Annotated in this window: 18 protein-coding genes and 2 pseudogenes; 4 read left to right on the top strand and 16 right to left on the bottom strand. The window is 41.3% G+C overall.

Going from position 1 to position 21,799, the window contains the following annotated elements; all coding sequences use genetic code 11:
- Nucleotides 1–301: 301 nt before the first annotated feature.
- A complete protein-coding gene (gene dcuC, locus DSM2777_RS17440; RefSeq protein WP_025798173.1) occupies nt 302–1,660 on the top strand; it encodes an anaerobic C4-dicarboxylate transporter DcuC in 1,359 nt (452 codons plus the stop codon).
- Nucleotides 1,661–1,738: 78 nt separating this feature from the next.
- On the opposite strand, the gene DSM2777_RS17435 is transcribed toward dcuC, so the two are convergent.
- The gene (locus DSM2777_RS17435) at nt 1,739–3,322 is read right to left on the bottom strand and encodes a TerC family protein (protein ID WP_061554691.1); all 1,584 of its coding nucleotides are present in this window, start codon (nt 3,320–3,322) and stop codon (nt 1,739–1,741) included.
- 392 nt (nt 3,323–3,714) lie between these two features.
- On the opposite strand from DSM2777_RS17435, the gene DSM2777_RS17430 reads away from it, so the two are divergent.
- On the top strand, nt 3,715–4,695 hold the full coding sequence (locus tag DSM2777_RS17430; RefSeq protein WP_061554690.1) for an IS5-like element IS5 family transposase: 981 nt from the start codon (nt 3,715–3,717) through the stop codon (nt 4,693–4,695).
- A 142-nt stretch (nt 4,696–4,837) separates the two neighbouring features.
- On the opposite strand, the pseudogene DSM2777_RS23895 reads toward DSM2777_RS17430, so the two are convergent.
- The 14 genes and pseudogenes from DSM2777_RS23895 to DSM2777_RS17365 form a co-directional block, all read right to left on the bottom strand.
- Nucleotides 4,838–5,029, bottom strand: a pseudogene (locus DSM2777_RS23895) (sugar phosphate nucleotidyltransferase); the annotation flags it as partial.
- A gap of 107 nt (nt 5,030–5,136) precedes the next feature.
- Nucleotides 5,137–5,541, bottom strand: a complete 405-nt coding sequence (locus tag DSM2777_RS17420; RefSeq protein WP_061554688.1) for a WbuC family cupin fold metalloprotein — start codon at nt 5,539–5,541, stop codon at nt 5,137–5,139.
- Nucleotides 5,542–6,745, bottom strand: a pseudogene (locus DSM2777_RS17415) (glycosyltransferase family 4 protein).
- Complete coding sequence (wecB, locus tag DSM2777_RS17410) at nt 6,746–7,876, bottom strand: non-hydrolyzing UDP-N-acetylglucosamine 2-epimerase (protein WP_061554687.1); 1,131 nt, start codon at nt 7,874–7,876, stop codon at nt 6,746–6,748.
- A complete protein-coding gene (wbjC, locus tag DSM2777_RS17405) occupies nt 7,873–8,979 on the bottom strand; it encodes a UDP-2-acetamido-2,6-beta-L-arabino-hexul-4-ose reductase (protein ID WP_061554686.1) in 1,107 nt (368 codons plus the stop codon). The genes wecB and wbjC overlap by 4 nt, the downstream gene beginning before the upstream one ends.
- A gap of 1 nt (nt 8,980) precedes the next feature.
- On the bottom strand, nt 8,981–10,015 hold the full coding sequence (locus DSM2777_RS17400) for a polysaccharide biosynthesis protein (protein ID WP_061555427.1): 1,035 nt from the start codon (nt 10,013–10,015) through the stop codon (nt 8,981–8,983).
- A 144-nt stretch (nt 10,016–10,159) separates the two neighbouring features.
- On the bottom strand, nt 10,160–10,879 hold the full coding sequence (locus tag DSM2777_RS17395) for a glycosyltransferase (RefSeq protein ID WP_156088335.1): 720 nt from the start codon (nt 10,877–10,879) through the stop codon (nt 10,160–10,162).
- 54 nt (nt 10,880–10,933) lie between these two features.
- Nucleotides 10,934–11,260, bottom strand: coding sequence for a hypothetical protein (locus DSM2777_RS24555; RefSeq protein WP_156088336.1), 327 nt, complete (start codon nt 11,258–11,260; stop codon nt 10,934–10,936).
- A complete protein-coding gene (locus DSM2777_RS17390) occupies nt 11,260–12,399 on the bottom strand; it encodes an EpsG family protein (protein ID WP_061554685.1) in 1,140 nt (379 codons plus the stop codon). Before DSM2777_RS17390 ends, DSM2777_RS24555 begins: the two co-directional genes overlap by 1 nt.
- 2 nt (nt 12,400–12,401) lie before the next feature.
- A complete protein-coding gene (locus tag DSM2777_RS17385) occupies nt 12,402–13,796 on the bottom strand; it encodes an oligosaccharide flippase family protein (protein WP_061554684.1) in 1,395 nt (464 codons plus the stop codon).
- Nucleotides 13,797–14,447, bottom strand: a complete 651-nt coding sequence (locus DSM2777_RS24195) for a glycosyltransferase (protein WP_061554683.1) — start codon at nt 14,445–14,447, stop codon at nt 13,797–13,799.
- Nucleotides 14,448–14,606: 159 nt separating this feature from the next.
- Nucleotides 14,607–14,852, bottom strand: a complete 246-nt coding sequence (locus DSM2777_RS24190; RefSeq protein WP_061554682.1) for a hypothetical protein — start codon at nt 14,850–14,852, stop codon at nt 14,607–14,609.
- Nucleotides 14,842–15,420, bottom strand: coding sequence for a glycosyltransferase (locus tag DSM2777_RS17370; RefSeq protein ID WP_335340657.1), 579 nt, complete (start codon nt 15,418–15,420; stop codon nt 14,842–14,844). Before DSM2777_RS17370 ends, DSM2777_RS24190 begins: the two co-directional genes overlap by 11 nt.
- Before the next feature lie 220 nt (nt 15,421–15,640).
- Nucleotides 15,641–16,621, bottom strand: coding sequence for an IS5-like element IS5 family transposase (locus DSM2777_RS17365; RefSeq protein WP_000019402.1), 981 nt, complete (start codon nt 16,619–16,621; stop codon nt 15,641–15,643).
- Between the two features lie 331 nt (nt 16,622–16,952).
- Between DSM2777_RS17365 and DSM2777_RS17360 the strand changes: the two genes are divergently transcribed.
- Nucleotides 16,953–17,528 carry a thymidine kinase gene (locus tag DSM2777_RS17360; protein WP_046459638.1) on the top strand — a complete coding sequence of 192 codons (576 nt, stop codon included), beginning with the start codon at nt 16,953–16,955 and terminating at the stop codon, nt 17,526–17,528.
- A gap of 512 nt (nt 17,529–18,040) precedes the next feature.
- Nucleotides 18,041–18,478, top strand: coding sequence for an IS200/IS605 family transposase (gene tnpA / locus DSM2777_RS17355; protein WP_043495692.1), 438 nt, complete (start codon nt 18,041–18,043; stop codon nt 18,476–18,478).
- Between the two features lie 79 nt (nt 18,479–18,557).
- On the opposite strand, the gene adhE is transcribed toward tnpA, so the two are convergent.
- Nucleotides 18,558–21,227, bottom strand: a complete 2,670-nt coding sequence (gene adhE / locus DSM2777_RS17350) for a bifunctional acetaldehyde-CoA/alcohol dehydrogenase (RefSeq protein ID WP_061554680.1) — start codon at nt 21,225–21,227, stop codon at nt 18,558–18,560.
- Nucleotides 21,228–21,799: the final 572 nt, after the last annotated feature.

Raw genomic sequence — 21,799 nt, 5'->3', positions numbered from 1 at the left:
ATTAAGCCGCAGCAGTTTTGCTGCGGCTTTTCTATTTCTGATTCTTTCTTATTTCTAAAAAAAGATGAAATGCAACTGGGATGCCTTGAAGCAAGCGGCTAATCACAAACTTGTTACGGCACAAACAAACACGGGAAATCGTTGACCAAAGTCAGTAAAATCGTCTGCTTTTTTCGGCAGAGTTCGATGGTTTAATCGGTTAACTGGCGCAGCGGCGGTACTTTCGTTTATTTTTTCGCCATTGAGGCTATTCAAGTTCCGTAGAGAACTTATTTAAAGCAATACCTATAGAGGCTTTTATATGATTGAGTTGTTAATTGGTGTCATCGTGGCAACGGGGGTTGGCCGATACATCATCAAAGGCTATTCGGCTACCGGGGTATTAATGGTTGGCGGGATCTTACTGCTGATTATTAGTGCTTTGATGGGGCATCAGATATTACCCGCGAGCGCAAAACCGACAGGGCTTAGCGCAACTGACATTGTAGAATATATTAAAGTCTTGCTTATGAGCCGTGGTGGCGATTTAGGCATGATGATCATGATGCTGTGTGGATTTGCTGCCTATATGACCCACATCGGGGCGAATGACATGGTGGTGAAGCTGGCATCTCGTCCCTTACAGTACATCAATTCTCCCTATTTATTGATGATTGCGGCGTATTTTGTTGCTTGCCTGATGTCACTGGCCGTTTCATCGGCTACTGGGCTGGGTGTGTTGCTGATGGCGACGCTGTTCCCCGTGATGGTGAACGTTGGGATTAGTCGAGGTGCTGCGGCCGCAATCTGTGCGTCTCCGGCTGCGATTATTCTGGCACCAACCTCAGGTGACGTGGTGCTGGCTGCTAAAGCATCTGAAATGCCGCTGATTGATTTTGCGTTTAAAACTACGCTTCCAATTTCTATTGCAGCCATTATTTGCATGGCCATTGCACATTTCTTCTGGCAACGTTATTTAGACAAAAAAGAAAATGTCTCGCATGAAATGCTGGATGTGAGTGAAATTAAAACTAACGCACCTAGCTTCTACGCCTTGCTTCCTTTTACGCCAATCTTGGGTGTTTTAATTTTCGACGGCAAATGGGGTCCAGAGCTGCACATTATTACGGTTCTTGTGATTTGTATGCTTGGCGCTGCAATCATTGAGTTCCTACGCGGTTTCGATGCGCAGAAAGTCTTTGTGGGGCTGGAAGTCGCGTATCGCGGTATGGCTGATGCTTTCGCCAGCGTGGTGATGTTATTAGTTGCGGCGGGCGTTTTTGCTCAGGGATTAAGCACCGTGGGCTTTATCAGCAGCCTGATAGATTTAGCACAGTCGTTTGGCACCGGTGGAATTATCATGATGCTGGTTCTGGTGGTGATTACCATGCTGGCTGCAATGACCACAGGGTCTGGCAATGCACCTTTCTATGCGTTTGTAGAACTGATCCCTAAACTTTCAGCTCAGATGGGCGTCAACCCTGCTTATTTGACGATCCCAATGCTGCAAGCGTCTAACTTAGGCCGTACTTTATCACCGGTTTCTGGGGTGGTGGTTGCTGTGGCGGGGATGGCGAAGATCTCTCCGTTTGAAGTCGTGAAACGTACTTCTGTTCCGGTACTGGTTGGATTAATTGTGGTTATTGTCGCAACTGAAATTCTGGTTCCGATTCATTTGTAATAACCGCTGAATATTACAGATACACAAAAGCGGGCCAAGCCCGCTTTTTTAATCGATAAATTTTATCCGAGAAGTGATTTAGACTTCATAATCATCTTCAGGAACCGCCAGCGGTGTGATTTTAATTTTCAGGATTCTGTGGCTGTTAATCTCTAACGGCTCGAACATATAATCACCAATTCTAATTTGCTCACCGACGTTCGGAATACGCTGCAAATACTCCATCAACAAACCCGCCAATGTGTTGTATTCGCGCTTCTCATCGATTGGCAATGGCATATAAAGTACCAAATCCTCCAGCGGCATATAGCCGTTGGCGATCCACGTACCATCATCGTTTTGCTGGATATCATGGCGCGGGTCGATGTCTTCACCGGCAACGGGGAGGTTACCTGCAATGGTTTCCATGACGTCTGTTAGCGTCACCACGCCTTCAACGGAACCGAACTCATCAACCACAAAGGCAAAGTGAGTCTGCGCCTGTCGGAACTGTTCCAAGGCCATCAACAACGACACGCCTTCAGGGAAGATCAGCGGCTGCTTAACCAACGCACGGAGATCGAGTTTCTCACCTTGCAGCTGCTGCCTCAGTAGGTCAATGACATGAATAACGCCCAATGGCTCGTCGGCTGCATTATCATCGGTTACCACAATGCGCGTATGCAGGTTCTTTTGTAATAATTCATCCAGCTTACTTTGTGGATCGCTAAGGTCCAGCTGCTCCACGTCGTGACGGGATGTCATAATGCTGCTCACGGTGCGTTGCGCCATGCCTAATACGCGCTCGATCATCATGCGCTCTTGTGGAATAAACAGATCCGCCTCGCCGCGATTATCGGCAATCAGGCTAGATGTATTAGCGTCGAGCTGCGCTTCTTCATGTTTTCCACTCAGCAAGCGTAAAACGGCTTCAGCGGTGCGCTCACGAAGCGGGCGAGACGAAGAGAGGAAACGTCGCCGGTTATATTGAGAAAGCTGATTTAAGACTTCTATAATCACTGAGAAGCCGATAGCGGCGTAGAGATAGCCTTTTGGTATTAGATAACCAAAGCCTTCCGCGACCAAGCTAAAGCCAATCATCAGCAGGAAGCTCAGACACAAAATGATGATGGTGGGGTGGGCGTTGACAAAATTGGTCAGCGGCTTACTGGCAAGCAGCATCAGGCTGATGGCGATACAGACGGCTGCCATCATAACGGCAAGATGCTCAACCATACCCACGGCGGTGATAACTGAATCCAGTGAGAACACAGCATCGAGCACCACAATTTGGATCACCACAGGCCAGAACTTGGCTCCTTTGCGCTGGTTGTGGCTTTCATGATCTTTGCCCTCCAGCCGTTCATTCAATTCAACGGTGGCTTTGAAGAGCAAGAATATCCCACCAGTCAACATAATCAGGTCACGGGCGCTGAAGCCGTGCCCGTTAAGGGTCAGGATTGGCTTGGTTAGCGTCGCCAGCCATGAGATCGACGCCAATAGCACAAGGCGCATCACAAGCGCCAACAATAAGCCAACGACACGTGCTTTGTCACGCTGTTGACGAGGGAGTTTTTCTGCCAAAATTGCAATAAAAACTAGGTTATCAATACCTAGCACAATCTCAAGCACGACCAGTGTTGCCAGCCCTGCCCAAATAGTCGGATCGGCGATCCATTCCATACGCTTCGTTATACCTTCAGTGTTGTTACAATTATTCTGTGAGAATGATCGGTGGTTAGAGCGATAAATTCAAGTATAAGCATGCAAAGGACTTGCGATGACTATGGGTATTCGATAAAAAGTTCGATTTGTATGTCAATTTGCGCATTTCTAAAACAGCTAAGCTTTTTGTGCGTATTTATCCTTGTATCAGGCCGCTAGAAGTATGAGAATTAGCCCGCACTGGAAAGTGTAAAAATAGCAAGGAGAGGGAAAGTTCCTAAAAAAGGACAGGATTAAGACTTATCTGAGGTAGGGGCATCCGACAGGAGTGTACCCTTCTAGGGAAGGTGCGAACAAGTCCCTGATATGAGATCATGTTTGTCATCTGGAGCCATAGAACAGGGTTCATCATGAGTCATCAACTTACCTTCGCCGACAGTGAATTCAGCAGTAAGCGCCGTCAGACCAGAAAAGAGATTTTCTTGTCCCGCATGGAGCAGATTCTGCCATGGCAAAACATGGTGGAAGTCATCGAGCCGTTTTACCCCAAGGCTGGTAATGGCCGGCGACCTTATCCGCTGGAAACCATGCTACGCATTCACTGCATGCAGCATTGGTACAACCTGAGCGATGGCGCGATGGAAGATGCTCTGTACGAAATCGCCTCCATGCGTCTGTTTGCCCGGTTATCCCTGGATAGCGCCTTGCCGGATCGCACCACCATCATGAATTTCCGCCACCTGCTGGAGCAGCATCAACTGGCCCGCCAATTGTTCAAGACCATCAATCGCTGGCTGGCCGAAGCAGGCGTCATGATGACTCAAGGCACCTTGGTCGATGCCACCATCATTGAGGCACCCAGCTCGACCAAGAACAAAGAGCAGCAACGCGATCCGGAGATGCATCAGACCAAGAAAGGCAATCAGTGGCACTTTGGCATGAAGGCCCACATTGGTGTCGATGCCAAGAGTGGCCTGACCCACAGCCTAGTCACCACCGCGGCCAACGAGCATGACCTCAATCAGCTGGGTAATCTGCTGCATGGAGAGGAGCAATTTGTCTCAGCCGATGCCGGCTACCAAGGGGCGCCACAGCGCGAGGAGCTGGCCGAGGTGGATGTGGACTGGCTGATCGCCGAGCGCCCCGGCAAGGTAAGAACCTTGAAACAGCATCCACGCAAGAACAAAACGGCCATCAACACCGAATACATGAAAGCCAGCATCCGGGCCAAGGTGGAGCACCCATTTCGCATCATCAAGCGACAGTTCGGCTTCGTGAAAGCCAGATACAAGGGGTTGCTGAAAAACGATAACCAACTGGCGATGTTATTCACGCTGGCCAACCTGTTTCGGGCGGACCAAATGATACGTCAGTGGGAGAGATCTCACTAAAAACTGGGGATAACGCCTTAAATGGCGAAGAAACGGTCTAAATAGGCTGATTCAAGGCATTTACGGGAGAAAAAATCGGCTCAAACATGAAGAAATGAAATGACTGAGTCAGCCGAGAAGAATTTCCCCGCTTATTCGCACCTTCCATAGCATTTTTAGATGAGTTAGTGACCAAAATAATTTCTTTGATACCCGCAGCGACGCACTCATTAACGATCTTCTGAATAAGCGGAATATCAACAATTGGTAAAAGTTCTTTTGGAATAGCTTTGGTCGCAGGCAACATTTTCATGCCAAGGCCAGCGACGGGGATGACGGCTTTTAGGTTTTGTATGACAGAAATCACATAAGCTCCTAACTAAAATAACTCAAAAAATTACAGTCCTAGAATCCCGACTAAATTATATGTGGCAGGCAAAGAGAAATATTTTAGGCTCATAATTACCATTTAGGGAAGGATTTTGCGAATGCTAAATCAAATGGTCCTTCTTTTATTTCTAGCATCAGAGCCTTATCAGAAATACATTCAACGCTATGAATTTCACCAGGGAAGAATTCTACAACCAAAATTTTACTTTCCGGCCCAACTAAAAATTCTTTTATCTGATCACCTGAATCATTATAAATAGTAACCTTAATACATCCCTCTACAACTTGAAACATTTCCCACTGGTGAGGCAATTCATGAAAATGCGGTTCAACATAGCTCCCTTTAACTAAGGCAATAAGCATCCTTTGCACCTTATCTTGGTGAGAGTCATGCAACAACAAATGTGACCGTTTTCTCTCTGACACTGAGGCTTGCTGATAAATTTTCTCTATTAGACAATCATCAACTATTCGCATTTACTCCTCCAACACCTTCGTTATCTGACAAGCGGCGGAGCTTACTGAAAATTGCTCAACAAGTAATTTTTTAGCATTAGATCCTATCTCACGGCGTAACATCTCATTAGCATAGAGCATCTCAGCCGAAGAAAAAAGATTGTCGTCTTCGCCATTTACGTGGATATAGCCAGCATTATTACCATTTACTATGCATTGCAAATCATTACCATAATTAACACTTCCTAAAATAGGTAATGCTTCAACCATATACCCTAACAGTTTGCCTGGAAAATTATGTGCGGTATGTCGCGCAGATAAAGAAAACAGACCAACATCAACATCAGTAAGTATAAGCTTAAATTCAGATTGCCCAACTGACGGTAGATATGAATAATTGGTTAACTTCCACTGAACCGCAAGTGTATTGATGAGTTCAACCTCGTCTCCTTGACCAATAAAGAGAAAGTGGGCATCTGGATAACACTGCATTCGCTTGGCAAGTCGCATCAAATTAGCCATATCCTGTGCATGACCAATATTGCCACCATAGAAATAAATCACTTTATTTTTAAGGTTTAACCTTTCACGAATTGAAACATAATTTTCGTGATTGCCAACAACAGTTTGAGTGCTTGCCCAATTTCGCAAAACCTCGCATGGATACTGCAAATGACGCTGCTTGAATATTTCCAAGTTTTTCTCTGACATCAGGCCAATTTTTTTAGCCTGCTTATAAGAGTAAGCTTCAAAATATCTAAAATAACTAGCTATAATACTGCGTTCACTCAACATCCCGGCATCAATTACCCATTGAGGAAATAGATCACGTAGAACCAAATATGCGGAACAACTACAACGCTGCTTTATCCTTTTAACAACCCCCCCCCCCCCCAAAAATAGATGGAGAATAATAAACTACCCCATCAAATGAAGTAGGTTCAGTGTAACCTTTAATTGCTTTCCATGAATTATATGACAAAAGAGTTTCATTTAAAGCACGACGAATTCTACCAACATTTTTTATAGGTCCGCTCCTAAACCTCCATATTTTTATGCCATCAAGCTCTGTAGTTACTAGTCTTTCTTTTTGCTTGAAATCTGGAGTAATAACTGTAATTTCATGGCCATAATCGCGAAGTTCAAGAGCCAACTCATGAAACATCTTTGCACCCACCCGTGTACTGCTGGGTAAATAATCATCAATGATCAAGGCAAGTTTCATTTAGTATTGTTTCCAAACCACCCGTTTTACATAGTCGGTATATGAGTGAATGATCCTAACCAATTTATCTGACACATTCGGCATACTGTAATCATTAACCTGACGTAATAAACGTTCTTGGCCGCGTGGTTGAGTTTCCAGAATAGTAAGCCCCTGAAGTACACGCTCAACGTCTAGACCAACCATCATTACCGAGCCTTCTTCAAAACCCTCAGGTCGCTCATGAGCTTCTCTGATATTCAAAGCAGGAAAATTCATAATTGAAGATTCCTCGGTTATAGTTCCGCTGTCTGAAAGCACGGCACGTGCATATTTTTGCATATGGTTATAATCATGAAAACCAAGTGGTTTCAGCAACTGAATGTTAGGATGGAATAAAATACCTTGAGCATCAATACGGTTACGTGTTCTAGGGTGAGTTGATACAATCACTGGCAAATTATATTTATCTGCAACTGCATTTAGTACTTCAGCTAATTTTCCAAGTTGTTTTGGGGAGTCAACATTTTCTTCTCTGTGAGCACTAACAACAAAAAAACTATCAAGTTTAAGATTTAACCGTTTAAGAACATCGGAACTGTCAATTTGAGGCATATAGTGAGTCAATACTTCAAACATTGGGCTACCGGTTTTAATAACACGATCAGGAGGTAAACCTTCAGCTAGTAAATATTCTCGGGCGATATCGCTGTACGTTAAATTAATATCGGACGTATGATCTACAATACGGCGGTTTATCTCTTCTGGAACTCTCATATCAAAACAACGGTTTCCTGCTTCCATATGGAAAATAGGAATTTTTCGACGTTTTGCAGGAAGAGCTGAAATACATGAATTCGTATCCCCTAGCACTAACATTGCTTCAGGCTGAACTGACTCAAGTACTTCATCAACCTTAATTATAATCTGACCTATCGTTGCTGCAGCACTTTTCCCTGCTGCATTAAGGAAATAGTCTGGTTTACGAACGCCAAGATCATTGAAAAAGACCTCGTTGAGTTCATAATCATAGTTTTGGCCTGTGTGAACTAAAATATGCTCGCAGTGCATATCTAATTTAGCGAGAACCCTAGACAAGCGAATAATCTCTGGACGAGTTCCTACAATTGACATTATTTTCATTTTTTTCATTTTAATGTTCTCGCTATAGTATCTGGATATTCACGATCGAAAATTTCATTTGCCCAAAGCATCACTAATAATTCATCTTCGCCGATATTCGTCACATCGTGAGTCCATCCTGGCACAGTCTCTACAATCTGAAAATTCTCGGAAGAAACAATAATCTCGCAGGTCTCAAGTGTAACAATGTGCTCAAACTTAAACTTTGCACAACCTTTTATAACAAGAAACTTTTCGTTCTTAGAATGGTGATAATGACCACCACGAGTTATTCCTGGATGAGCAGTAAAAAATGAGAATTGACCAGCTGATTTAGTTTTCAACATTTCGCAGAAAACGCCACGAGTATCGATATAGGATGGTACTGGATAACAAAATTGTTCTGGTTTTAGGTAACTAAGCCATGTTGAATAAAGTGCACGAGTGAATCCAACACCGACATCTTCAGTTATAAGGTTTTGGCGACTATTTTTAAATTTATAAAGAAGTTCAGCAACCTCCCCTACTGTTATTTGGTATTCAGGTAATACCTTCTGATGACCTGAAGTCCTCACCCCACTCAATAATCCTAACAGCTCATTACAAACATCATCAATATATACAAGATTTACAGGGGCAGAACTATCATTAACCGTTATATCTATGTCGTTAGCGATATTATGACAAAAAGTAGCTATAAATGAATTGTAGTTTGGCCGGCACCACTTACCAAAAACATTAGGGAAACGATAAATAAAATAATCAGAGCCAGTTTTTTTTCCATACTCCTCAACGTGCTTCTCAGCCAACATCTTGCTAATACCATAAGAGTTTTCACGACAAGCTTGAGTTGAAGAACTAAAAACTATTGGAGTTTTTTTTAATTTTTTCGATAGAATATTCGTAATTCGCTGAGTTAAATTTTCATTTCCTTCAGAATATTCATTAATGTTTTTAGGACGGTTAACCCCAGCAAGATGAAATACAAAATCCGCATCATACAAGCCAGCTTCAAGTTCAGTATTGGAAGAGCTTTTGTCAATCAGTATAAGATCTCGAAATCCAGCCTCTTCCAGACGCACACACAAGTTGCGCCCAATAAAACCTCTAGCACCTGTAATTAGAATTTTCATATCATGCGTCCAGTTCGTATTCTTTCTCAGCTGCAAGTGAAGTAATAAATGGTAGTTTTAGGAGCAAAGCTTTCATAGATTCAACATTCAAACGTTCAGTATTATGTGAGTTATAATCCTCAACTTCTGCGATACGCTTATCACCATGCTCAACATATTTTCCATAATTGAGGTCTCGCAGATCAGGTGGAACTCGGAAGTAATCGCCCATATCTTCTGCTGCAAGCATTTCTTCACGGCTTAACAATGCTTCGTAAAGTTTCTCACCATGGCGAGTACCGATAATATTTATCTGATGCTCAGGAACACTAAGCAACTGTTTTAATGCGATTCCGAGTGTTTCAATTGTTGCGGCAGGTGCTTTCTGAACAAAAATATCACCATTATTACCATGCTCGAAAGCGTAAAGTACTAGATCAACTGCATCCTCAAGGGTCATCATAAAACGAGTCATATTAGGATCTGTAATTGTCAGTGGCTGACCAGCTTTAATAAGATCAACAAAAAGTGGAATCACAGAGCCTCGTGACGCCATTACATTTCCATAACGAGTAGCGCAAATCACCGTTTTTGTCTTATCTACATTTCTTGACTTAGCCACGATGACTTTTTCCATCATTGCTTTTGAAATTCCCATCGCATTAATAGGATAAACAGCCTTATCAGTACTTAAGCAAACAATGCGCTTCACTTCATTTGCTATTGCAGCTTCAAGAACATTTTCAGTGCCGAGAACGTTTGTTTTAACCGCCTCCATTGGATGAAATTCACAGGAGGGGACCTGCTTTAAAGCAGCTGCATGATATATATAGTCAACGCCACGCGTAGCATTCAGAATACTTGAATAATCACGAACATCGCCGATGTAAAACTTTAGCTTTGGACTATTATACTTTTTCCGCATATCATCTTGTTTTTTTTCATCGCGGCTAAAAATGCGAATTTCTCCAATATTCGTATCAAGAAAGCGCCGCAACACTGCATTACCGAACGATCCAGTCCCACCAGTGATTAACAAAACTTTATTCTTAAACATCATAAACCCTTCAATTAGAAACTATTTTATATTCGATAATACAATGAAATATATCATCCGCACTGATGACATTCTATTCCGTAGTTCATTAATGCTTAGCTATATGCAACTTACAATAAGCAGTAAGAACATGCTCTATTGAATTCATAATGAACGCAATATTTCTATGTATTCTATGGCTCTATCACGTGAACTTGGTAGCAAGTCTAGCCGAATTTTCCCATTATTAACTAAGGTATCTTTATACTTTCCGTCAGCAAAAACCCTGCGAATTGCACTTGCAATTGAATTTGGATCTAAAGGATCAAAATACGCTGCAGCATCACCACATACTGTATGCGCAAAACCTCTATCTGAAGTAATCACAGGCTTACCACAATAGAAAGCTTCAGGATATGAGGCGCTGAAACATTCCAGAAATGTAGGTAAAAACATAGCATCACACCGCTCATATAAAGGTGGACATTGATTATTCATGACAGATCCAAGGGGAATGATTCTATGCCGCATATCTTCTCGAATTCTGTTCAAAAATGAAGAATCCACAGTTAGAACAAATTTATAAATATTCGGCAATAGATCAAGTAGCGCAGATATTACTTGTAGATTTTTATGTGGGTAATCATGCGATATAGTAAGTAGCAGAATATCACTTTTTTGATAGGTTATCTTGTTAGAAACACTATAATCAAATGTTCCTTTATTTGAGAAGATACTAGATACTGTATTTTTTACCGTAAAAAATGAAATATTCTTAGTTTTTAACAAAGTAGATATTCGTTCTTTTGCATCCTCAGTTTCGCAAACGATCGCGTTAGCATTTTTTTTGTAAAAATAAGGCTGAATATATTCTAGCATCTTCATCTTAATTTTTATTTTTAAGCTGACCTTTTTGTAAACTTCCGTTGTATCATAGATCTACCAAGGTAATGCAAATCCGACAAGATGCTTGATGTTTTTTGGAGTCCAATAACTAGGTCCAAACACAGTGAAAACATGTGTTATTTTGTTACTAGCAACCAGCTTATTTAATTTCTGTCGCGAAGAAAAATTAAATATACCTGAAGGTGAACCGATAATTAAATAAGACTGAGATTTTGCGTCACTTGACAATTGTGTGTATACAGGAGGAGATACTGCCGCTATGAAGTCAATACTGAGACTTGTCATTTCTTCAATGACAGATATGGCAACTTGAACTCCACCGCCAACGTAAAGATTCGACGCATTAATCAATAATTTCATTAATTTCCCTTTTCCACCCAAAACTGCTTCACCGATTCCTCACGATGATAGCTATCATCATAGATTACTGAAGATATAATATAATTTCTATAGGGCTCGAACTGTTCTTTGAAATAAGAATTTTCCGTAAAACGATAAAAAATCACAAAGAACAAAATTAAAAAAATTATATATATAAATACTCGTCCATGAAACTTTACTCGATTAAGCATGTATATGATTAAAATCAAAAAAGCAGGTGTGAAGTATACATCTAGTCTACTGCTGATTGTGCCGTATCGGCCGAGGAAAATATCTATAAATAATAAAATATATACTAGCGATAAAATAAAATTTTCATTTATTTTGTTATCATTTTCTTTTCCATTAGATTTTATCAAGGTTAACTCATAACATATCATAACTAATATTTTAAAAATCAAACTAAAAGTAAGTACCGAACCTGCGTTACTGCTATCCCCATACCATAATATTTTTTCAACAAACCGATTCTCAGAAATCATTGAAAAAAAACCGATCAAGTAGTCTATAAAGTAAAAATCAATCAACAATGATAGCGTGCCAATTATACATGCAAACCTTGTAATCTTCGTCCAGTTTTTATTTTTTAAATATAACGGAACGATTATAACAATCAGTGCTGAAACATGAAATAAAGCAGCCAAAAGCACATATAAATAAAAAGCTTTATAATTTCTATTTATTAATTGAACATATCCAAGACATACAACTGCTAAAGCTAAAACTTGTCGAATTGCTTCTGCGTTAAATCCAAAAGATAATATAAAAAATCCACTTAAACAGAAAACATATTTATCAGTGTAATATCTAAAAAATTTCAGCAACGCAAAAAAAACCACTATTGTTATAAACGCTTGAAATAGCCAATAATTAATATCTAGAAAATAAAATATATTACTTAAAGCATTAAACCCAGGCTCTATAGCCAGCAACGTTGGACTGCCTGTATAGAGATTGTAATAAAACAGCCAATCGATACCAATTTTATATCTAAATCCAACAAAAAAAACAATTAGTATCCCTTGTAATAATACAATTGCATTTTTCGAGTTTTTCGTGGATACATCAATTAAGCCAAGCATAGAAAGTAATAATACATAAATATAATATATATTCATAATTAGTCTTTAAACCAAAGATACATTTTTCTATTGATAAAAAAATACGACATAATAATAACAATTGACAATCTAATTAATATTGATATGGAAGTAGCCATTAATTCAATATAGCTATTTATAAAATATATTGATATTAGCCCTATCGTAAACTTAAAAAGCAAATTTATAGAAATAACATTTATATCCAAAAACACTCTTGCAATTGAGTAATGAAATAATGCAAGTAAAAAATATGAGGCCACTGTAGCCCATGCAGCGCCATCAATTCCAATAACAGGGATAAGGATATAATTTAACCCTATATTAGCGACAAGTGCAGCAATCGTTCCAATAGATATTAGCATTGATTTTTTTTCATAAAATACAAAATTGACGTATGTTAAATAATTATGAATCAATGCATTCCCTATTATGATGATAGGAATTATTTTTATTCCGGAATAATATTCTTTACCAGCGAACAGCATTACCAACTCTTTTGAAAAAAGCATTGCAAATGAACTTGACATAAAAATGAAGAATGTACTTGCTGCAGTTGTCTTTTTTATCTTATCAAATTCGCCATTCTTTATTAAAGCATATAATTTTGGTTGCCATGAAGAGTTCCAAGCCATGACAACAACAATAATACACATACCCAAATTATATGCGAAGGAATAAATCCCTGCTTCGAATGTTCCTAAAAGGCTATTAATGATGAGTCTATCAGCTTGTGAAAGTAGAGAATTAGAGAGAACATGGAATATCAATGGAGCACTAAATAGAACGGCAGATATAAAATAAGCTTTATTGAATCTAAATACTGCTATTTTTCTAAATTGGCATACAACATAAACAGAAAGAATTATATTAATTATAGCTTGCGCGTATATTTTTGAGAGATACTGATTATTTTTTAGTAAAAATGCAAATGTAAAAATAAATAGAATCTCACAAATTTTGCTTATTACATTTATTTTTACAAACTCTCTACTTTTTCTAGCTCCTTGCAAATAACTTGTATATATATATATATATGAAAGCAGGAAACAAATTGACAATACCCAATATAAATCAGAAACATTAATACCAAGTAATGGAGATAAATATCCCACATAGAGTGGTGATAACAACATTAGTAATATCTGAAACGGCAACAATCCAATGATAACACTCCCAAGATATCCAGAAAAATCCCCCTCATCTTTCATAAATCTATTCATGATTGCATTTTGCGTGTTTAAACTCATAAATACATACAAAATCATTATTGCTGAATTAACAAGCGATAGTTTTCCATATTCAATAGGATTCATAACCCTTGACAGTAACGGCAGTGATATGAAAAGGAATCCTTTGACAAATAAATCACCTATCGCGTAGTTAAAAAAATCCTTTATTGTTTTAGTTTTCATTTAAATGTTCTTGCCGATCAATGATCCATACACATTAAGTTGCTTCTTGCTCAAATAAGAATAATTTTTCTCTTTTAGATTATTTTTATAGAATAGAATGTTTTTTTCTATTTCATGTATCGCGTTTAATAAGCTATTTATACTTTCCGCCTCAAAGACTAGCCCAACGTCATTTGTCACTAAATCATCTTTGCAACCAACTTTGTCACTGACAAGAACAGGAACTCCAGAGATTAAAGCTTCCTCTACAACTAGCCCCCAAGGCTCAGAAAGTGACGGTAAGATAAACACATCTGAGTCTTTAAAAACTGAAGCCAGATCTGAATTATTTTTATACCCAAGAAATAAAATATTGCTTTTTGCTAGTTTTTGTAATTCTCTTTCTTGTGGGCCAGAGCCAACTATAGTAAGTCTATGGGATAGATCATTAAATGCTTTAATTAGAAGATTCAAATTTTTTTCTGGCGATAATCTACCAATATATAAAAAATCTAACCCGTTATTAGTTTTCTCTGTCTCAATGCATTTTGAAAAATCATCTCGGGTATAATTTGATATGCCGACTCCGTGAGTGATAAAAATATCATCTTGAAAATTAAGCACCGATAAAACTGACTTTTGAAGTAGTCCAGATGGTAATCCTATACTCATTCTGTTCAAATATTTTTTTTCAAAAAAAACTTTATACCCGATAATTCAGATTCAAGTACGCTACTCTCTACTACAATTGCATTTTTATTTTTTGGTGTAAGATAAGAACATAAACAAGCCTCTTTTGTTTCCCACCCGGAAAATATAAAAAACTTACTTTTAGTTTTTAATAACTCCCCCTGCAAGAAAGAGTAATACCTGCAGCTTATTTCTATTTTCATACGGCGTTGAAGACAGAAAAATATGATCAAACGCCAACTCACGGCCATAAAAGTCATCACTTCTTATTTCTGATGTCTTAGAAATAAAAATAACCTTTATTTTTAGAAACTCATTAAGTCTATTAAATAGATTTACTTTATAAAATGCTGGAATGTTAGTGATGAAGGTTAAATCATATTGCATTGTTATTTACCATTTTAATAAGTTTCAGCCATGAGTTTTGCACATTAGCCTTTTTATATTTGTCAATGCTATTTGGTCCAATACTGCAATATTTTTTAATACGTTTATTGTCACTAAGAAGTTCGCTAATCGTAATAGCTAACTTATTAACATCGCCGGCGGGCACAAGAATACCATTATTCTTAGATAAAATGCTCTTTGGCCCTGCTGGACAGTCAAAACTAATACAAGCTAAACCATGAGATAAAGCTTCGAGTAGCACCATCCCAAGCCCTTCATATCTAGACGATAAAATAAATACTTTTGCAGATGCATACTCACTGTCAAGATTATTTTTAAATCCGACTAGAGATGCATTAGAGATACCATAATCTTTAATTAACTGCTGTAAATATTCCCTATCATTTCCTTCACCTATAATTTTAAGATTCCAGCCTGTTGTGTTTGCTATATTCCATGCTTTTAATAGAAGATCAAAGCCTTTTTGCTCACACAACCGTCCAACGGCCAGAACTGTATTCTCTCTTACTAAATCGGTTGCTGTCCCTGTTCTAACCTCTTCGACTATGTTAGGAATAACAATATGTCGTCTCTTATCAAGCCATTTAGCATATTTGGATGCATCTTCGTTCGTTAAACTAAGGAAGGTGCGAATAAGCGGGGAAATTCTTCTCGGCTGACTCAGTCATTTCATTTCTTCATGTTTGAGCCGATTTTTTCTCCCGTAAATGCCTTGAATCAGCCTATTTAGACCGTTTCTTCGCCATTTAAGGCGTTATCCCCAGTTTTTAGTGAGATCTCTCCCACTGACGTATCATTTGGTCCGCCCGAAACAGGTTGGCCAGCGTGAATAACATCGCCAGTTGGTTATCGTTTTTCAGCAACCCCTTGTATCTGGCTTTCACGAAGCCGAACTGTCGCTTGATGATGCGAAATGGGTGCTCCACCTTGGCCCGGATGCTGGCTTTCATGTATTCGATGTTGATGGCCGTTTTGTTCTTGCGTGGATGCTGTTTCAAGGTTCTTACCTTGCCGGGGCGCTCGGCGATCAGCCAGTCCACATCCACCTCGGCCAGCTCCTCGCGCTGTGGCGCCCCTTGGTAGCCGGCATCGGCTGAGACAAATTGCTCCTCTCCATGCAGCAGATTACCCAGCTGATTGAGGTCATGCTCGTTGGCCGCGGTGGTGACTAGGCTGTGGGTCAGGCCACTCTTGGCATCGACACCAATGTGGGCCTTCATGCCAAAGTGCCACTGATTGCCTTTCTTGGTCTGATGCATCTCCGGATCGCGTTGCTGCTCTTTGTTCTTGGTCGAGCTGGGTGCCTCAATGATGGTGGCATCGACCAAGGTGCCTTGAGTCATCATGACGCCTGCTTCGGCCAGCCAGCGATTGATGGTCTTGAACAATTGGCGGGCCAGTTGATGCTGCTCCAGCAGGTGGCGGAAATTCATGATGGTGGTGCGATCCGGCAGGGCGCTATCCAGGGATAACCGGGCAAACAGACGCATGGAGGCGATTTCGTACAGAGCATCTTCCATCGCGCCATCGCTCAGGTTGTACCAATGCTGCATGCAGTGAATGCGTAGCATGGTTTCCAGCGGATAAGGTCGCCGGCCATTACCAGCCTTGGGGTAAAACGGCTCGATGACTTCCACCATGTTTTGCCATGGCAGAATCTGCTCCATGCGGGACAAGAAAATCTCTTTTCTGGTCTGACGGCGCTTACTGCTGAATTCACTGTCGGCGAAGGTAAGTTGATGACTCATGATGAACCCTGTTCCATGGCTCCAGATGACAAACATGATCTCATATCAGGGACTTGTTCGCACCTTCCCTAGGGTGCTAAAGCCCTTTATAGTAACGATCCCATCAATTAGCAAAATCAGAGTTTGATGTAACATCATTTCTTAACAGAGTGTTGTGTCCCTCGCATTTTTAGACAAAATATTGTTTTATCAGATATTGATATAGATTCAGGCTTTAAGAATAACGCGATTGGCTAGACGTTTTTTTTCATAATTTTATGCCATCATCAGTGCGTTGCCTGTGATAAAATCTGGCTAGTTACGCGATTCTATATGGGGCTTAGAGCAGGTTGTGGCACAACTATATTTTTATTATTCAGCAATGAATGCAGGCAAATCAACGGCGTTACTTCAATCTTCCTATAACTATCAGGAACGAGGAATGCGCACGCTGGTGTTTACCGCAGAAATTGACAATCGTTTTGGTGTGGGAAAGGTGAGCTCACGTATTGGTCTGAGTTCACAGGCTCAACTTTATAATAGTGAAACACCTTTGTTCGAAATGATTCGGCAGGAAAATGATCTTTTACCAGTCAACTGCGTGTTAGTGGATGAATGCCAATTCCTGACTAAAGATCAGGTTAATCAACTTTCTGATGTCGTGGATAGTTTGGATATCCCTGTATTATGCTACGGACTAAGAACAGATTTTCGTGGTGAGCTGTTTGGGGGAAGCCAATACCTATTAGCCTGGGCTGATAAGTTGGTTGAGCTTAAAACGATTTGCCATTGCGGACGCAAAGCGAATATGGTGCTTCGTCTAGATGAGCACGGTAAAGCATTAAAGGATGGCGAGCAGGTTGTGATTGGCGGTAATGAAAGCTATGTCTCCGTCTGCCGTAAGCATTATAAAGACGCGCTAGCGTGATACTCGCGTAGGTTGCTGCCTACTATAGATAGAGTATAGATATTGATGCACACGCCGTCTCAGGGCGTGTGCTGAATGATAAACCCATCCCTCCAGTCCAAGTTTGTACATTGTCTAACATTACTCTCACCATATTTCAGTACCGATGGTGATGTACTGGCGTCGTATCCCGCAATGTCTTCCATTATATTTCATTTCCCTAACGCCTAATTTTTAATCTCAGTAAGGTTTGCGATGCGGACTGAATATTGCTGCGTGGAGTGGGGGAGTTGGATGTTTAATCTCGTGAACGTGCGATATGCCTTTCCATCCTCTGATAGAGGATAGAAATGTATTGGGTGAAGCGCGGTATTCAATAGGCACAAAAAAGCCCGCCAGTGGCGGGCTTTTATTGTCAGCTTTAAACCACCTCCTCGGGAGGTGGTGATTGTCCCTGTGAGGCTATAGCCTGAAGGAAGCCCATGCCAGAAAATTCCAGCTTACTCACCACAAGTAAGAAGGAAATCACTGACATGAGCAGTTATAGAAGTTCAGCACATGTATTCTGGCGTTGCAAATATCACTTGGTGTGGACGCCAAAGTATCGCTACAAGGTTTTAGCAGGGGCGGTAGGTAAAGAACTTTATCGCTCAGTTTATATACTTTGCAATATGAAAGATTGTGAGGTACTTGAACTGAATGTTCAGCCAGACCATGTTCATCTTGTCGTGATGATCCCACCGAAACTCTCGATCTCAACGCTGATGGGCGTCCTGAAAGGGCGCACCGCTATTCGTCTCTACAACAAGTTTCCGCATATACGAAAGAAGCTGTGGGGTAATCATTTTTGGGCGAGGGGATATTTTGCCGACACAGTTGGAGTGAACGAAGAAATTATCAGGCGCTACGTGAGGCATCAGGATAAGAAAGACCAAGAATACGAACAGCAAATGGCGTTATTACAGGATTAAAACGAACAAGGCCCCCTTTTAGGGGGCCCCATTTAAAGCCACCTCTTCAAGAGGTGGATTTTTACATTAGAGAATCTAATTATTTCTTAGATTTTTTCTCAGCTTTAGCCGCAGGTGCTTTTACAGCTTCAACTTCGTGTGATTCGCTGAACTCACGGCCGTAGAAAGTATCCATCAGAATTTGCTTCAGCTCAGAGATCAGTGGGTAGCGCGGGTTCGCACCGGTACACTGGTCATCGAACGCATCTTCAGACAGTTTGTCAACTTTAGCCAAGAAGTCTGCTTCTTGAACGCCAGCTTCACGGATAGATGCTGGAATACCCAGATCTGCCTTGATGCTATCCAACCATACCAACAGTTTTTCAATCTTCGCAGCAGTACGGTCGCCCGGTGCGCTCAGACCTAAATGGTCTGCGATTTCAGCATAGCGACGACGAGCCTGAGGGCGGTCATACTGGCTGAATGCAGTCTGTTTAGTTGGGTTATCGTTCGCGTTATAGCGGATAACGTTAGAAATCAGCAGGGCGTTTGCTAAGCCGTGTGGGATATGGAACTCAGAACCCAGTTTGTGGGCCATGGAGTGACATACACCCAAGAAGGCGTTGGCAAATGCGATACCCGCGATAGTTGCCGCATTGTGAACACGTTCACGAGCAACTGGGTTTTTAGCCCCTTCATGGTAGCTTGCAGGCAGGTTTTCTTTCAGGAGTTTCAGCGCTTGCAGAGCCTGACCGTCAGAGTATTCGTTAGCCAGGACAGAAACGTAAGCTTCCAGAGCATGAGTTACGGCATCCAAACCACCGAACGCACACAGTGATTTTGGCATGTTCATCACTAAGTTCGCATCAACGATTGCCATGTCTGGTGTTAATGCATAGTCAGCCAATGGATATTTCTGGCCGGTTGCATCATCGGTTACCACGGCGAACGGAGTCACTTCTGAACCGGTACCTGAAGTGGTGGTGACGGCGATCATTTTCGCTTTCACGCCCATTTTAGGGAATTTGTAGATACGCTTACGGATATCCATGAAGCGCAGTGCCAGTTCTTCAAAGTGAGTTTCTGGATGTTCGTACATCACCCACATGATTTTAGCTGCGTCCATTGGTGAACCACCGCCCAGCGCGATAATCACGTCTGGTTTGAAGGAGTTCATCAGCTCAGCACCTTTACGCACGATGCTCAGCGTTGGGTCAGCTTCAACCTCGAAGAAGACTTCAGTTTCGATCCCGTGACCTTTCAGAACTTTGGTGATCTGATCTGCGTAACCGTTGTTGAACAGGAAGCGGTCAGTCACGATGAAGGCACGTTTTGCACCGTCAGATGCTACTTCATCCAGCGCGATTGGCAGAGAGCCACGGCGGAAGTAGATAGATTTCGGAAGTTTATGCCACAACATGTTTTCTGCTCGCTTCGCCACGGTTTTTTTGTTCATCAGGTGTTTAGGCCCGACGTTTTCAGAGATGGAGTTACCACCCCAAGAACCACAACCCAGAGTCAAAGATGGAGCAAGTTTGAAGTTATACAGGTCACCGATACCACCCTGAGAAGCAGGGGTGTTGATCAGGATACGTGCAGTCTTCATTTTTTCGCCGAAGTAGTTCACACGCTCAGGTTGGTTATCCTGATCGGTGTACAGGCAAGAGGTATGGCCGATACCACCCATCTCTACCAGTTTCTCAGCTTTAGTGACGGCTTCTTCAAAGTTTTTAGCGCGGTACATTGCCAGCGTTGGAGACAGTTTTTCATGAGCGAATGGCTCAGACTCATCAACAACTTTCACTTCACCAATCAGGATCTTGGTGGTTGCTGGAACGGTAATGCCGGCCATTTTTGCAATTTCAGTGGCTGGCTGACCTACGATGGCTGCGTTCAGGCCACCGTTTTTCAGGATGATATCCTGAACGGCTTTCAATTCTTTACCTTGCAGCATATAGCCGCCGTGAGTCGCAAAACGCTCACGTACTGCATCATATACAGAGTCAACCACGATAACAGACTGTTCTGAAGCACAGATTACGCCGTTGTCGAAGGTTTTAGACATCAGGATAGAAGCAACAACACGTTTGATGTCGGCAGTTTCGTCAACAACAACCGGCGTGTTACCAGCACCAACGCCGATAGCAGGTTTACCAGAGCTATATGCCGCTTTAACCATGCCCGGACCACCGGTGGCCAGAATCAGGTTAATGTCAGGGTGATGCATCAGTTGGTTAGACAGTTCAACGCTAGGCTGATCGATCCAGCCGATGATGTCTTTTGGTGCACCAGCTGCGATAGCAGCTTGCAGAACGATATCCGCGGCTTTATTCGTGGCGTTTTTGGCACGAGGATGCGGAGAGAAGATGATACCGTTACGGGTTTTCAGGCTGATTAATGCCTTGAAGATGGCCGTAGACGTTGGGTTAGTGGTCGGTACGATACCGCAGATGATACCGATAGGTTCAGCGATAGTGATAGTACCGAAAGTGTCGTCCTGAGACAGGATGCCACAGGTTTTTTCATCTTTGTAGGCGTTATAGATATATTCGGATGCAAAGTGGTTTTTAATCACTTTGTCTTCCACGATACCCATACCTGATTCCTCAACGGCTAATTTAGCCAATGGGATACGGGCATCAGCAGCTGCCAGAGCGGCGGCGCGGAAGATTTTATCTACTTGTTCTTGAGTGTAATTGGCAAACTCACGCTGGGCTTTTTTAACACGTGCTACTAACGCATCTAGTTCAGCGATATTGGTTACAGCCATAATGCTCTCCTGATAATGTTAAACTTTTTTAGTCAATGAGCCGCACAAGCAACAAGTATAGACAGATAAATGTGCTCTCTTTCAGAAACTTCACTTACTGAAAAGTTCCCGTTGGCTGATTTGCTAAAACAGCTTAGCTAGCAGTGGAGAAGTAAAGCCTGTGTTAAACATGAACGGTTTGGCTTTCTGCTAATCAGTGGGCCAGACGATAATAGCAGGCCTTTACTGTGACTCTGAGCTTACCCATTCTTAGGTAGTTGTTTTGTGATATAGCTCACAAAAATGTCAAGCTGACACCTTTCAGCAATGTGGTGTTGAGAGCTTTTATCATTAACAACTAAAAGAGCCGTATTTTGCAGCGAAGTATCGATAAAATAAAACATTTTTGCAACAATGAGCCTCTTTTTGCGCTTCCGATTAAATGCAGTAAGAAATTAGTACATTGAGCATAGATCGGGGCCATTATTTCCATTACATTACGCCGCAAGAACGTATCACTCTATCGTGATTTGCTAACATTGTTCACCACGCTGATTTGCTCGTGACAATGTTAAGAATGACAGTCGCGTTAT

It is taken from the genome of Obesumbacterium proteus, assembly GCF_001586165.1.
GTDB classification, from domain to species: domain Bacteria; phylum Pseudomonadota; class Gammaproteobacteria; order Enterobacterales; family Enterobacteriaceae; genus Hafnia; species Hafnia protea.
This window is presented reverse-complemented; position numbering and strand designations above follow the sequence as displayed.

What these genes read in the sequence shown, in the direction of transcription:
- dcuC (WP_025798173.1), top strand. Translation starts at nt 302, where the DNA reads ATGATTGAGTTGTTAATTGGTGTCATCGTGGCAACGGGGGTTGGCCGA.
- DSM2777_RS17435 (WP_061554691.1), bottom strand. Translation starts at nt 3,322, where the DNA reads ATGGAATGGATCGCCGATCCGACTATTTGGGCAGGGCTGGCAACACTG.
- DSM2777_RS17430 (WP_061554690.1), top strand. Translation starts at nt 3,715, where the DNA reads ATGAGTCATCAACTTACCTTCGCCGACAGTGAATTCAGCAGTAAGCGC.
- DSM2777_RS17420 (WP_061554688.1), bottom strand. Translation starts at nt 5,541, where the DNA reads ATGCGAATAGTTGATGATTGTCTAATAGAGAAAATTTATCAGCAAGCC.
- wecB (WP_061554687.1), bottom strand. Translation starts at nt 7,876, where the DNA reads ATGAAAAAAATGAAAATAATGTCAATTGTAGGAACTCGTCCAGAGATT.
- wbjC (WP_061554686.1), bottom strand. Translation starts at nt 8,979, where the DNA reads ATGAAAATTCTAATTACAGGTGCTAGAGGTTTTATTGGGCGCAACTTG.
- DSM2777_RS17400 (WP_061555427.1), bottom strand. Translation starts at nt 10,015, where the DNA reads ATGTTTAAGAATAAAGTTTTGTTAATCACTGGTGGGACTGGATCGTTC.
- DSM2777_RS17395 (WP_156088335.1), bottom strand. Translation starts at nt 10,879, where the DNA reads ATGAAGATGCTAGAATATATTCAGCCTTATTTTTACAAAAAAAATGCT.
- DSM2777_RS24555 (WP_156088336.1), bottom strand. Translation starts at nt 11,260, where the DNA reads ATGAAATTATTGATTAATGCGTCGAATCTTTACGTTGGCGGTGGAGTT.
- DSM2777_RS17390 (WP_061554685.1), bottom strand. Translation starts at nt 12,399, where the DNA reads ATGAATATATATTATATTTATGTATTATTACTTTCTATGCTTGGCTTA.
- DSM2777_RS17385 (WP_061554684.1), bottom strand. Translation starts at nt 13,796, where the DNA reads ATGAAAACTAAAACAATAAAGGATTTTTTTAACTACGCGATAGGTGAT.
- DSM2777_RS24195 (WP_061554683.1), bottom strand. Translation starts at nt 14,447, where the DNA reads ATGAGTATAGGATTACCATCTGGACTACTTCAAAAGTCAGTTTTATCG.
- DSM2777_RS24190 (WP_061554682.1), bottom strand. Translation starts at nt 14,852, where the DNA reads ATGCAATATGATTTAACCTTCATCACTAACATTCCAGCATTTTATAAA.
- DSM2777_RS17365 (WP_000019402.1), bottom strand. Translation starts at nt 16,621, where the DNA reads ATGAGTCATCAACTTACCTTCGCCGACAGTGAATTCAGCAGTAAGCGC.
- tnpA (WP_043495692.1), top strand. Translation starts at nt 18,041, where the DNA reads ATGAGCAGTTATAGAAGTTCAGCACATGTATTCTGGCGTTGCAAATAT.
- adhE (WP_061554680.1), bottom strand. Translation starts at nt 21,227, where the DNA reads ATGGCTGTAACCAATATCGCTGAACTAGATGCGTTAGTAGCACGTGTT.